11 protein-coding genes and 1 tRNA gene are annotated in these 12,080 nt (G+C 44.5%); 9 read left to right on the top strand and 3 right to left on the bottom strand.

Features of this window, described 5'->3' with window-relative positions:
* Positions 1-246: 246 nt before the first annotated feature.
* Positions 247-328: transfer RNA gene (locus AC5JM2_RS06045), tRNA-Leu, on the bottom strand.
* Between the two features lie 201 nt (positions 329-529).
* A complete protein-coding gene (gene alr, locus AC5JM2_RS06040) occupies positions 530-1,720 on the bottom strand; it encodes an alanine racemase (protein WP_495834000.1) in 1,191 nt (396 codons plus the stop codon).
* Between the two features lie 455 nt (positions 1,721-2,175).
* On the opposite strand from alr, the gene AC5JM2_RS06035 reads away from it, so the two are divergent.
* From AC5JM2_RS06035 to AC5JM2_RS05995, 9 genes are all read left to right on the top strand, one after another.
* Positions 2,176-2,673, top strand: a complete 498-nt coding sequence (locus AC5JM2_RS06035; RefSeq protein ID WP_495833999.1) for an HNH endonuclease — start codon at positions 2,176-2,178, stop codon at positions 2,671-2,673.
* Between the two features lie 417 nt (positions 2,674-3,090).
* Entirely contained in the window at positions 3,091-4,374 is a 1,284-nt protein-coding gene (locus tag AC5JM2_RS06030; protein ID WP_495833998.1) for a DHH family phosphoesterase, read from the top strand.
* Positions 4,375-4,685: 311 nt separating this feature from the next.
* Positions 4,686-5,180: a phosphohistidine phosphatase SixA gene (sixA, locus tag AC5JM2_RS06025; protein WP_495833997.1), complete on the top strand. Its 495-nt coding sequence runs from the start codon at positions 4,686-4,688 to the stop codon at positions 5,178-5,180.
* A gap of 116 nt (positions 5,181-5,296) precedes the next feature.
* Positions 5,297-6,433: a citrate synthase gene (locus AC5JM2_RS06020; protein ID WP_495833996.1), complete on the top strand. Its 1,137-nt coding sequence runs from the start codon at positions 5,297-5,299 to the stop codon at positions 6,431-6,433.
* Between the two features lie 387 nt (positions 6,434-6,820).
* On the top strand, positions 6,821-7,939 hold the full coding sequence (gene nuoH / locus AC5JM2_RS06015; RefSeq protein WP_495833995.1) for an NADH-quinone oxidoreductase subunit NuoH: 1,119 nt from the start codon (positions 6,821-6,823) through the stop codon (positions 7,937-7,939).
* Between the two features lie 97 nt (positions 7,940-8,036).
* A complete protein-coding gene (ndhI, locus tag AC5JM2_RS06010; RefSeq protein ID WP_495833994.1) occupies positions 8,037-8,618 on the top strand; it encodes an NAD(P)H-quinone oxidoreductase subunit I in 582 nt (193 codons plus the stop codon).
* Positions 8,619-9,058: 440 nt separating this feature from the next.
* Positions 9,059-9,670: an NADH-quinone oxidoreductase subunit J gene (locus tag AC5JM2_RS06005; protein ID WP_495833993.1), complete on the top strand. Its 612-nt coding sequence runs from the start codon at positions 9,059-9,061 to the stop codon at positions 9,668-9,670.
* A gap of 207 nt (positions 9,671-9,877) precedes the next feature.
* Complete coding sequence (gene nuoK / locus AC5JM2_RS06000) at positions 9,878-10,183, top strand: NADH-quinone oxidoreductase subunit NuoK (protein WP_210620457.1); 306 nt, start codon at positions 9,878-9,880, stop codon at positions 10,181-10,183.
* Positions 10,184-10,187: 4 nt separating this feature from the next.
* Positions 10,188-11,111 carry an NAD(+) kinase gene (locus AC5JM2_RS05995; RefSeq protein WP_495833992.1) on the top strand — a complete coding sequence of 308 codons (924 nt, stop codon included), beginning with the start codon at positions 10,188-10,190 and terminating at the stop codon, positions 11,109-11,111.
* A gap of 294 nt (positions 11,112-11,405) precedes the next feature.
* Here the strand turns inward: AC5JM2_RS05995 and AC5JM2_RS05990 are convergent, their stop codons facing one another.
* On the bottom strand, positions 11,406-11,816 hold the full coding sequence (locus tag AC5JM2_RS05990; protein WP_495833991.1) for a RidA family protein: 411 nt from the start codon (positions 11,814-11,816) through the stop codon (positions 11,406-11,408).
* Positions 11,817-12,080: the final 264 nt, after the last annotated feature.

Here is a 12,080-nt window from a genome sequence, read left to right as displayed (position 1 = left end):
TCCGGATCTAACAGAGAGGGACGGAGGATAATACCTCCTCTCGACTCTACCTAGTGTAAGCCTCAACTATACTTGGGGGCGATTGCTCTCGGGCAAGCAATAGGATAGGGGTGAGAAAAAACAATTCCCCAATGGTTGTGATCAATTTTCAATTGATCACAACCATTGGGGAATTAACAGTCACACATTACGCAGGTTACAAAAAATGCCTGCGAACATAATCACTGAATTACCATTCTTTAATAATGCGGATGAAAGGACTTGAACCTTCACGCCTTGCGGCACTAGAACCTAAATCTAGCGCGTCTGCCAATTCCGCCACATCCGCATTCACTAGATAACTACTATATCATAACAAACTTATGTCTTGCAATATCTAACGGTTGGTTATTAGTGGTTCGTAGTTAGTTGTTTAACTAACTACGAACCACTAACCGCGAACCAATAATCAGCTTTGAGTGACAAACTCCTACACTTGTGGAACGGGTAAGTATAGACTTCTCAGCAACTCGGCTTGTATCGAAATTAGCTAAGCCACAGCAACACGAGGCAAACGGTGCTTAAACCCGCAGAGAATTTCCCAAGAAATTGTATTTAACTGATTTGCCCAATCTTCTGCAGTAATTTGTTCTTTTCCCTCTGTTCCAAGTAGAGTGACGACTTCGCCTTCTTGCACATCTGCTAATGCACTTACATCTAGCATCAACTGATCCATTGTAATTGTGCCAATTTGCGGCACTCGTTGACCGCGAATCAACACTTGCATTTTGTTGGAAAGATTACGAGGAACTCCATCTGCGTAACCAACTCCTACCACAGCAAGACGGAGTTCATCTGAGGCAATAAATTGATGACTGTAGCTGACGCCTGTTCCAGGAGGAATGGTTTTTACTTGCGTGACTCGTGCTTTGACTTGTAAAACGGGTTTCAAGTCTATGCTTAAGCGAAAATGATCAGCTGGGTAGAGTCCGTATACAGCTAAACCTACACGCACAATATCGTAGTGCAATGCTTTGTCGCTTAAGGTTGCAGCTGAATTGGCTAAATGTAGACAAGGCGCTTCTATCCCTATTGTTCTTAGTTCAGCAATAACTTGCTCAAATCGTTGTTGCTGTTGTTTCATCGTTGTAGGATCAAGACTATCTGCCGTTGCCAAGTGAGAATATATACTAGCGATAGTTAGATGAGGTAACCGTTCCACAAGCTGAACAAACTCAGCAGCGTCTTGCCAATTTGTTCCTAACCTGGACATTCCCGTGTCTAATTTAACGTGTACAGGGAGTGAGGTCTTGTTATGATGGATCGCTTCTAGAGTATTGGAAAAGACTAAAGCTTGTTTGGGAGATATGAGTGTTGGTTGAAGTTTCCATTGAGCGATCGCATGAATTTGCTCTGGGGTATGGGTTGCACCTAGTATTAAGATTGGAGCTTTAATTCCCGCTTGCCGCAGTTGAATTCCTTCTGGAATTGTAGCGACTCCTAACCAACTGGCTCCCGATTCTAACACGGTTTGGGCAACTGTGAATGCTCCATGTCCATAAGCATCGGCTTTTACCACTGCCATCAGTTGGGTCTGCGGTGACAGTATGCTTAAAAGCTGCTTGACGTTATACGATAATGCTGACAAATTAATTTCCACCCAAGCACGTTGGGATAACCAGGGGTAGGTATTTGACTCCTGATTAGAGGTTACACTAGAGGTTTGCTCATGGCTCAACATCTTGAATGACTCCTATCACACCAGTTTTTAGCTTCTAAATCATTTTCATTCTCACTGCAAGAAGCCTAATCGTGATTAATCAAGAAGTTTACCTCTTATTTTGGAATTGACACAAGATCATGAACACAGAGTTAGTTTCAAAGGGTGTAGGGTATGGGGTGTGGAGTGTGGGGACGAACGTTTAAAAACGTGAGACTGAAATAAGGACACGCTCATTTCATCTCACTGCGTGTCTCTACATACATCTTTAATTTTGGTGGGCGCGATACCACCTTTAAAAAATATTTTTCCCTACCCCCTACACCCTAGTTCTCGTAAAAAGGAGAATTATCCTTAGATCTTGACTTTTTATTATTTGTAGTTTTAACTATTGGAATAGTATAATTTTTTTTCATCACCAAAGCTGAATATAATTGTGTTAATATATGTAAAAATAATAGCCTGAGCGCCTATCAATGGGGAAGGTTTTAGTTTTAAACGCCTCTTACGAACCGCTCAATATCACGAGCTGGCGGCGAGCTGTCGTGTTACTGATTAAAGGCAAAGCAGAGCGAGTAGAGTTTAATAACACGCAACTCTACTTAGACTTTCCGCTTCCGACAGTTATAAGGTTACGCCATTATGTGCGCGTTCCTTATAAGGAGATTCCTTTGACTCGTCGGAATATACTGCATCGCGACAGTCATACTTGTCAGTATTGCGGTTACACTGGCGATGATTTAACTTTAGATCATGTCATTCCACGATCACGTGGTGGCGGCGATAGTTGGGAAAACATTGTTACAGCATGTGTCCGCTGCAATGTTAGAAAGGGTAGTCGCACGCCGAATGAAGCTCACATGAACTTACGCCATAATCCGCGCCGACCCTATAGTAGTCTTTACTTTGAGGTCACCAAACATCTCAAAAGTGGTACTCACCAAGAATGGCAAAAATACGTTATAGGACTCTGACACCTTCTGCTAAATCTGAACAAGGCAGGCAGTTGTCAGTTTTTTGCTTTTTCGCTTGATTGTAACTTATTCACAGATTTTTATAGAGATCAACCGAAAAAGCTGATTACCTGATGAATAATAAAGCAGCAATTAAGCGTATTAATCCTCTTGGGCACTTTTGCTAGCATAACACATACTAAGGCCAAAAACAACAGGGTGCGTTCTGAATCTACCAAAAAATCAGGGGTAGGTACTAAAGGCGTTTTCCTGGCAAGTTAGCAACGATAAGTTCTTGACAAAAAAAGAGGCTCAGAGATAATATGTCATGCTCTGATATTTCTGCAAAGATTGTAATGTGTGGCTGAAGTGTTGAAATACAAACTGTAGTATCTATTGATGAAAAAAAGGAGCCTCACACTTATAAAAACGTTTCGTATGCACTTTAATTCTTCTGTGACTCAGATTTCGAGTTTGCCATTAACGGGTGATCCTACTCCAGACGATTTTGAAATAGACAACAAAGATTTACCAGAAGTTCCACTCACTAGACACTCAGGTACAGCATTTATAGGTGATGGTTCTTTTGTGGGTCTGCGTAACAATTCATTGCTAAATCAGAAATCAGAAGAGCTGCACAACACGTTTCTTGCCCATAAACAAGAACGCCAGTTAATTATTCTTCAAGATTTTCCAGACCCTGATGCTTTATCGTGTGCTTGGGCTTACCAGCTCATAGCTCAGCAATACGATATAAAATGTGACATCATTTACGCTGGTGCTTTGAGCCATCAAGAAAATATTGCTTTGGTCAAGCTGACAGGCTTACCCGCGCAGCGTTGGACAGTACAAACACTCAAAAGCAAAGACTTATCTTCCTACCAAGGTTTTGTCCTCATAGACAACCAGGGAACGACTTCTCAGCTAGTACCAATTGTGCAAGAGGTAGGGATACCAATAGTGGCGGTTATTGACCACCACAGTTTACAAAGTGACATCAAATCAGAATTCTTTGATGTTCGTCCCTCTGTACGAGCAACAGCAACGATTTTCACTCAATACTTACAGTACGGGTTACTCACTCTAGATAGCAGTATAAATCAACATGTAAAATGCGCGACTGCCTTGATGCATGGCTTGCGATCGGATACTAATAGACTGATGCAAGCACAGGAAGAAGATTTTATGGCGGCAGCGTATTTAAGTAGATTTTATGACGCGCAGTTGCTGAACGCGATTCTACAGGCGAATCGTTCTAAGCGAGTCATGGATGTTATAGAGCGATCGCTCAAAAACCGCATCGTGCAAAATAACTTTTCTATTGCTGGTGTTGGTTACTTACGCTACGATGACCGCGATGCTATTCCCCAAGCGGCAGATTTTATTGTGACAGAAGAAAACGTCCACACAGCTGTTGTGTATGGTATCGTTCACGATGAAGATGAAGAACTAGAGGTGGTGATTGGTTCTTTAAGAACAACCAAACTAACCCTTGATCCTGATGAGTTCATTAAAGAAGCCTTCGGTCAAGATAGCAGCGGACGCTTTTTTGGTGGTGGACGGACAAGCGCAGGTGGGTTTGAAATTCCGATGGGTTTCTTATCTGGAGGTAATGAAAATTCTGCTTATGCGAAGATGAAATGGGAAGTTTTCGATTCTCAGATTAAGCAGAAGCTTTTAAGGTTAGTGAATCCAAAAGATAATCCAATACAGTCGGAGTAGAATCATCAGGAGGCAGTGCGTTGCGGTGAATCCAGCGCTGCAGGCGGGTTTCCCGCCGTAGGCGACTGGTGAACCCGGAGGGAGCTAGCGCCTCAACGGAGGGAACCTCCGTTGAGGCGACTGGCGTCGGGTTAAGCACGTTGTAGCACCTGCCATCCCTTAGTCCTTGGTTACCAAAGACAAAGGACTAAGGACTAAATATCCTTGGGGTATTTCCTTCACTGTGTGGGTAAAACACCACTTGCATCGACGAGCGTTTATTCGCACTGCCTCGCCTCCAAACAGCTTATGCTCACAAAGGACACTCCGCCGTGGAACTGTATTTAATCCGTCATGGAATTGCTGAACAAAGGCGACCAGATCTTAAAGACGACGAACGCTCACTGACAAAAGAAGGTCGCGAAAAAACAGACAAAGTAGCCCAGCGATTGCGAAAGCTGGGCTTACATTTTGATTTGATTGCGACCAGTCCCTTAATACGATCTCGCCAAACAGCACAAATTCTTATAGCTGCAGGACTGAGTTCCAAAGTAGAGGAATGTTCTTATCTTGCGCCAGATGGTCGGATTGAAAATTGGGTTGTGGACTGGTTGAGTCCAAAAAATTATTCACCCCAAACCCAACTTGCTTTGGTTGGACATGAACCAGATTTGAGCGCTTGGGCAGAAATTCTTTTATGGGGACAAGCAAAAGCAACGTTAGTTTTGAAAAAAGCGGGTATGATTGGGGTAAAACTACCAGAAAAAGGCTCCCCTCTGGGTCGTAGTCAGATATTTTGGTTGACGCCACCCAAGTACTTGCTCTAACAGTAGAGTAACGTTTCTGAAAGAACTTTTAGGAGAACGGATACTGTTATGGTGATAACAATTTCTGGTAAGTTAGCCTGAAAAAATCTTTCAAAAAAAAAGCAGATGGTGTTGCCATGATGGTGTGCGAATATAAGCCTGGTTTGGATGGCATTCCCGCCGCCCAATCCGGAATTAGCAATGTTGACGGGCAAAAGGGAATACTAGAATATCGTGGCATCCGGATTGAGGAACTAGCAGAAAAAAGTACATTTTTGGAAACTGCTTATCTGCTAATTTGGGATGAGTTGCCCACATCGAGAGAACTTACAGCATTTGAGGATGAAGTTCACTCTCACAGGCGGATAAAGTATCACATTTGCGACATGATGAAGTGCTTTCCTGAAAGCGGTCATCCGATGGATGCACTGCAAGCCTCAGCTGCAGCATTAGGCTTGTTTTATTCGCGTCGTGACTTGAATAATCCAGCTTACATTCGGGATGCTGTCGTTCGCCTCATAGCAAAGATTCCGACAATGGTGGCGGCGTTCCAGTTAATGCGAAATGGGAACGATGCAATACGTCCCCATGCGGACTTGGACTATTCCGGCAATTTTCTGTACATGCTCAATGAGAAAGAACCTGATCCATTGGCGGCGAGGATTTTTGATATCTGCTTGATACTTCACGCTGAACACACAATGAACGCTTCCACCTTCAGTGCAAGGGTAACAGCGTCTACTCTAACTGATCCATACGCAGTGGTAGCTAGTGCGGTGGGAACGTTAGGAGGACCGCTACACGGTGGGGCGAATGAAGAAGTCATTGAGATGTTGGAAGAAATTAGCTCTGTAGAAAATGTGCGTCCCTACATAGAAGGTCGTCTGGAACGCAAAGCCAAGATTATGGGCTTTGGACATCGTGTGTACAAAGTGAAAGACCCACGCGCCACCATTTTACAGAACTTGGCAGAACAGCTGTTTACCAAGTTTGGGCATGACAAGTATTATGACATTGCCGTAGAAATGGAAAGGGTGGTCGAGGAAAAACTCGGTCACAAAGGAATTTATCCCAATGTTGACTTTTATTCAGGTTTGGTCTACAGAAAGTTGGGAATTCCTACAGATTTGTTTACACCAATATTTGCGATCGCCCGTGTAGCTGGTTGGTTAGCACATTGGAAAGAACAGCTAGAAGAAAACCGGATTTTCCGTCCTACCCAGGTTTACGACGGTAAGCACGACGTTTCTTACACTCCCATCGACCAGCGATAGAGGGCTGAGGGGATCAGGAGGGAAAGAGGAAAAAAGAGAAAAAAGAAGGAAAAATGTTTTCCCACACTCTCATACTCCCAGCCTACGGCGACCTACGGTCCACTAGCCCCTAAAAGGGGCGCTGCGCAAACCTTAACGCTGCCCTAACACTCCCATACTCCCACGACTAGGGATTTTCTTCGTAAATCCCAATCCTTACCATAAGTAGAAATTCTCCTGTGGGTAAAGGGGCAAAAACCATCCAACGATATACTAGGCATGGGAATTGCAAAAAATCTTAAGTTTTGCATGGTTTAGGCAGAAATATTAATGGGCGAATTTAGAGTTATTAACAAGTGTGGATAGTTGTAAAGGACAATGATCTAAAGGACTTGAAAAGCAAAAGACATGAATTCAGGAATTGATCTGCAAGGAACTTTTATAAAATCCCTCATGGATTTGGGACTAAGCGCTGGTGCAGCCAAGTCAATTTGGATGCCAGTGCCGATGATACTAATGATTATTGGTGCTACTGTTGGTGTGCTAACCTGCGTTTGGTTAGAGCGGAAAATTTCCGCCGCCGCACAGCAGCGGATTGGTCCTGAATATATTGGTCCTTTAGGTTTGCTGGCTCCAGTAGCGGATGGTATGAAGCTGGTTTTCAAAGAAGATGTGGTACCAGCTAAATCCGATGCCATACTGTTTACCCTTGGTCCAATTATCGTAGTGTTGCCAGTGTTTCTGTCCTACCTGATTGTGCCATTTGGACAGAATCTGGTAATTACAGATGTTGGGATGGGCGTGTTCTTGTGGATTGCTTTGTCTAGCATTCAGCCGATTGGCTTGTTGATGGCTGGTTATGCATCCAATAACAAATACTCTCTCTTGGGAGGGCTGCGGGCAGCAGCGCAGTCAATTAGCTATGAGATTCCATTAGCACTTGCGGTGCTGGCGATCGCCATGATGTCCAATAGCCTCAGCACCATCGACATCGTGGAACAGCAATCTGGTTATGGCATTCTTGGCTGGAACGTATGGCGGCAACCTGCGGGGTTTATTATCTTTTGGATAGCAGCCCTTGCTGAATGTGAACGATTACCCTTCGACTTACCTGAAGCGGAAGAAGAACTGGTTGCTGGTTATCAGACTGAATACTCTGGTATGAAATTCGCTCTTTTCTACCTGAGTTCCTACGTTAACCTAGTGCTTTCTGCCCTGCTAGTATCAGTGTTGTATCTGGGTGGTTGGGATTTTCCAATTCCCATTAACCTGATAGCGAGCACTTTGGGAATCAGTGAAACAGATCCCGTATTGCAGGTTGTAACCGCCTCCTTGGGAATCACCATGACTGTACTTAAAGCATACTTCCTGGTCTTTCTGGCAATTCTGTTGCGCTGGACAGTACCACGTGTTCGTATTGACCAATTGCTAGATTTAGGATGGAAGTTCTTGCTGCCTGTTGGTTTGGTTAACTTGCTACTAACTGCAGCCCTGAAACTTGCCTTTCCCTTTGCCTTTGGTGGTTAGTCATTTGTCACGAGTCACAAGTTATCCAGATTTACACAAATGACGATTCGTACAAAAGACAAATGAGGCTGATAGCTTAAAAAGAGAGAGACACAATATGTTGAAGTTCCTCAAGCAAGTTGGTGATTACGCCAAAGAAGCGGTGCAAGCTGGTCGCTATATAGGTCAGGGTCTGTCTGTTACCTTTGATCATATGCGGCGTCGTCCAGTCACTGTGCAGTACCCTTACGAAAAACTGATTCCTAGCGAACGATTTCGCGGTAGGATTCACTTTGAGTTTGATAAGTGCATTGCCTGCGAAGTTTGTGTTCGGGTTTGTCCGATCAACCTGCCAGTAGTGGATTGGGATTTCGATAAGCCAACCAAAAAGAAAAAGCTCAAACACTATAGCATCGACTTTGGAGTTTGTATCTTTTGTGGTAACTGCGTGGAATTTTGTCCCACCAACTGTTTATCAATGACAGAAGATTATGAACTTTCTACTTATGATCGCCATGAATTGAACTATGACAGCGTGGCGCTTGGTCGTTTGCCCTACAAGGTGACTCTAGATCCAATGGTCACACCCTTGCGTGAGCTTGTTTATTTACCCAAGGGCGTTACAGATCCCCACGGTTTACCTGCTGATGCACCTCGCCCTGGTGCGCGTCCAGAAGACCTTGTAGAGCAGGAAAAGTAAAAGTAATTAGTCAAAAGTCAACAGTGCATAGTTTTTGACTCTTGACTCTGGACCCAAACACGCAGGTGTAGGAGTGTGAGGGAGAGTAACTAGGGGTGTAAGTGAATGATTTATTTGTTGGTTCCAACGACTTTGGAAAAACAAAGGTAAGAGTGTTTTATTTTCTTCCCCCTACACCCCACACCCTTACCACGCCAGATGCCTCAAGTCGGGGAACCCGCCCACGGTGAGACAGCGCGAATGACGGCTCTCCCGACCTAGGCGACTGCGTTAGCGCAGCGAGACCGTTCGGCACGGGGCCGTGCCCGTTAGGCGCAGCCGTGGCCGTTCCCACTAGGGCTCAGGTCTTCCCCGATAGCCGTAAGGCGTGGCCGTTCCCACTAGGGCACTGGCTCCCCTTACACCCCTAATTGTTGAGTTTTAAGTGAGGACAAAAAACAGTGAATCTTGCGGAAGGAGTACAAGTTGTTTCATTTGGCATACTGGCAGTGATGTTGATTGGGACAGCATTAGGTGTGGTGTTGTTTGAAAACATCGTGCATTCAGCCTTTATGCTAGGAGGCGTATTTGTTAGCATTGCTGGACTATATCTATTGCTAAATGGTGACTTTGTAGCAGCAGCGCAATTGCTAATTTATGTTGGCGCAGTGAACGTGTTGATTTTGTTTGCCATTATGCTGGTAAACAAGCGGCAAGCTTTTGCGCCCTTCCCTAGTGCTTGGTTACGCAAAGCACTCACAGGTGTAGTCAGTTTGGGATTGTTTGCACTTTTAAGTACGATGGTGTTGGCAACTCCTTGGTCACTGTCTACTGACATACCTCCAAGCAACACTATTGTTTTAATCGGTCAACATTTCTTCACTGACTTTTTATTGCCTTTTGAACTCGCTTCCATTTTGCTGTTAATAGCAATGGTAGGCGCGATCATTTTGGCACGTCGTGAGTATCTGCCTGAACAGACAATTTCTTCAGAACAACAGCAAGTTTTGACGTTACCAGAACGTCCCAGAGAATTGGTATCAATCGGTGAATCGAGCCGGAATATTCAGTAAACAGTGATGAGACCAGTGCTGCGGGAGGGTTTCCCTGGCGCAGGTAACTGGCGATCTATACCTGCGGCACGCCATTCGGCTATAGCAGCGAGACCGGAGGTCTTCCCCGATAGCCGTAAGGCGTGGCCGTTCCCACTAGGGTTATTAATAAACGCGCGAAGTGATAACTGATAATTGTTAACTGACAATGGGGGGACACCAACGTTCATGCAGATCCAATACTTTTTACTACTTGCAGCAGCTTTGTTCTGCATCGGTATCTATGGCTTAATTACTAGCCGTAATGCTGTCAGAGTGCTGATGTCGATTGAGTTGCTGCTCAATGCCGTTAATCTCAACTTAATGGCGTTTTCCAACTTCCTAGACTCAGTAGCAATAAAGGGTCAGGTATTTACCGTATTTGTCATTACCGTAGCGGCAGCTGAAGCAGCGGTAGGTTTAGCGATCGTGCTTGCCATTTATCGTAACCGCGACACTGTCGATATGGAGCAGTTTAATCTCCTCAAGTGGTAATTCTGTGGAGCTCAAACAGGTCATTATTGCTTATAAAGCACGAGATTCCCAAAGTAAGCGCTGGGCAGAAATCTGTGCAAAGCAACTAGAACATCGCCAATGCCAGGTTTTGATGGGGCCAAGTGGACCGAAAGATAACCCATATCCGGTATTTTTGGCTTCAGCAGCACAACCAATTGACTTGGCAGTGGTACTTGGCGGTGATGGTACTGTTTTAACTGGTGCAAGACATCTAGCCCCAGCTGGCATCCCAATACTAGCAGTGAACGTGGGAGGTCATCTGGGGTTTTTAACCGAATCTGTAGACGAATTTCAAGACACCGAACGAGTTTGGGATCGACTCTTAGAAGACCGTTACGCTGTGCAGCGGCGGATGATGTTGCAAGCTTCGGTCTTTGAGGGGAATAGGACAAATTTGGAACCAGTGTCTGAACGCTACCTGGCTTTAAATGAAATGTGTGTTAAACCCGCTTCCGCTGACCGGATGATTACCTCAATTCTAGAGATGGAAATTGATGGTGAGGTCGTTGATCAATACCAAGGGGACGGGTTAGTTATTTCTACTCCCACTGGTTCTACGGGTTACACCGTTTCTGCAAATGGTCCGATTATACATGATGGTATGGAAGCAATTACCATCACTCCTATCTGTCCAATGAGTCTTTCTAGTCGTCCTCTCGTGTTACCCCCTGGTTCTGTCGTCAGTATTTGGCCCTTAGGTGATTACGATTTAAGTACCAAGTTGTGGACTGATGGGGTGTTAGCCACTTCAATTTGGCCTGGACACCGTGTTGATGTGCGGATGGCAGATTGTCGGGCTAAGTTTATAATTTTACGGGAGAACAACTCGTATTATCAGACACTGCGAGAGAAGTTGCTATGGGCAGGAACAAGAATTCGCTACAGTAGTGCGAGTCATGCTAATTGAGGTTGTTTTCTAGTTTCTCAATAGAGCTTTTTATCTCAACTACCAGACAAGCCTGCTTCTGCAGGCTTTGTTTGTATACTCCAAATAATCAGTAGTTGAGGTTTTCAACACCTATCATCCAATACAGTTCAGTTAAGGAAATTAATCTGTTGAGGCAGGCAGGGGGGCAGAGGAGCAGAGGAGCAGAGGAGCAGAGGAGCAGAGGCGAAAGAACTAATGGTAATGGACGTTAACTCTTCATCTCCCCTGCTCCCCATCTCCCCATCTCCCCTGCTGTCTCAACGAATAAATGTCTTAACTGAACCGTATTGACCTATCATCCACATAAACGGCATCCACCTCTATCTCTATTAGCATCGCTGGATTTATTAAGGATTTCACTTCCACCATTGTTGAAGCTGGCGGAAATTTTATAAAGAATTCTTGATGCGCTTGTCCAAATTCAGCCCAACGGCTAATATCGGTGACAAACATTCGCGTCCGCACAACATGGCTTACGTCTGCTCCCAAGTCTTGCAAAGCTTTCTGGATAATTTCAAAACAACGCTTTGCTTGCGCGTATGCATCGCCAGGAGCAAATACTTCTCCCGCTTCATCGACTGGTGCTGTACCAGAAACATAAATATGGTTTGCAACTCTTATTGCTCGACAGTAACCTACCTGTGATTCCCAAGAAGTACCAGAAAAAGTGCGCATGACTGGCATAGTATGCTATGGCTAAACGTTCACAGAGGAAATTTTACCTGTAACCGTTGGTTATTTGGATCGCAAGCACATTAATATATAGATCCATCACTATTTCAGTTACCAAATTTACAGTTCTCAAGCATGAATCAGTTCAACAAAACTTTGCTAAATTCTCTCCAGGCTAGATAATAGTAAAGTGTTCATTGCTAAATCATGCACAACTTCATCCAGCTATAGCAATCTTAATTGAGTTGTGTTCGCGTCCCTTACGCGTGTCCGCAG

Source organism: Brasilonema angustatum, from assembly GCF_059505445.1.
This window is presented reverse-complemented; position numbering and strand designations above follow the sequence as displayed.

Coding starts and splice junctions, on each gene's coding strand:
- alr (WP_495834000.1), bottom strand. CDS start 1,720: ATGTTGAGCCATGAGCAAACCTCTAGTGTAACCTCTAATCAGGAGTCA.
- AC5JM2_RS06035 (WP_495833999.1), top strand. CDS start 2,176: ATGGGGAAGGTTTTAGTTTTAAACGCCTCTTACGAACCGCTCAATATC.
- AC5JM2_RS06030 (WP_495833998.1), top strand. CDS start 3,091: ATGCACTTTAATTCTTCTGTGACTCAGATTTCGAGTTTGCCATTAACG.
- AC5JM2_RS06020 (WP_495833996.1), top strand. CDS start 5,297: ATGATGGTGTGCGAATATAAGCCTGGTTTGGATGGCATTCCCGCCGCC.
- nuoH (WP_495833995.1), top strand. CDS start 6,821: ATGAATTCAGGAATTGATCTGCAAGGAACTTTTATAAAATCCCTCATG.
- ndhI (WP_495833994.1), top strand. CDS start 8,037: ATGTTGAAGTTCCTCAAGCAAGTTGGTGATTACGCCAAAGAAGCGGTG.
- nuoK (WP_210620457.1), top strand. CDS start 9,878: ATGCAGATCCAATACTTTTTACTACTTGCAGCAGCTTTGTTCTGCATC.
- AC5JM2_RS05990 (WP_495833991.1), bottom strand. CDS start 11,816: ATGCCAGTCATGCGCACTTTTTCTGGTACTTCTTGGGAATCACAGGTA.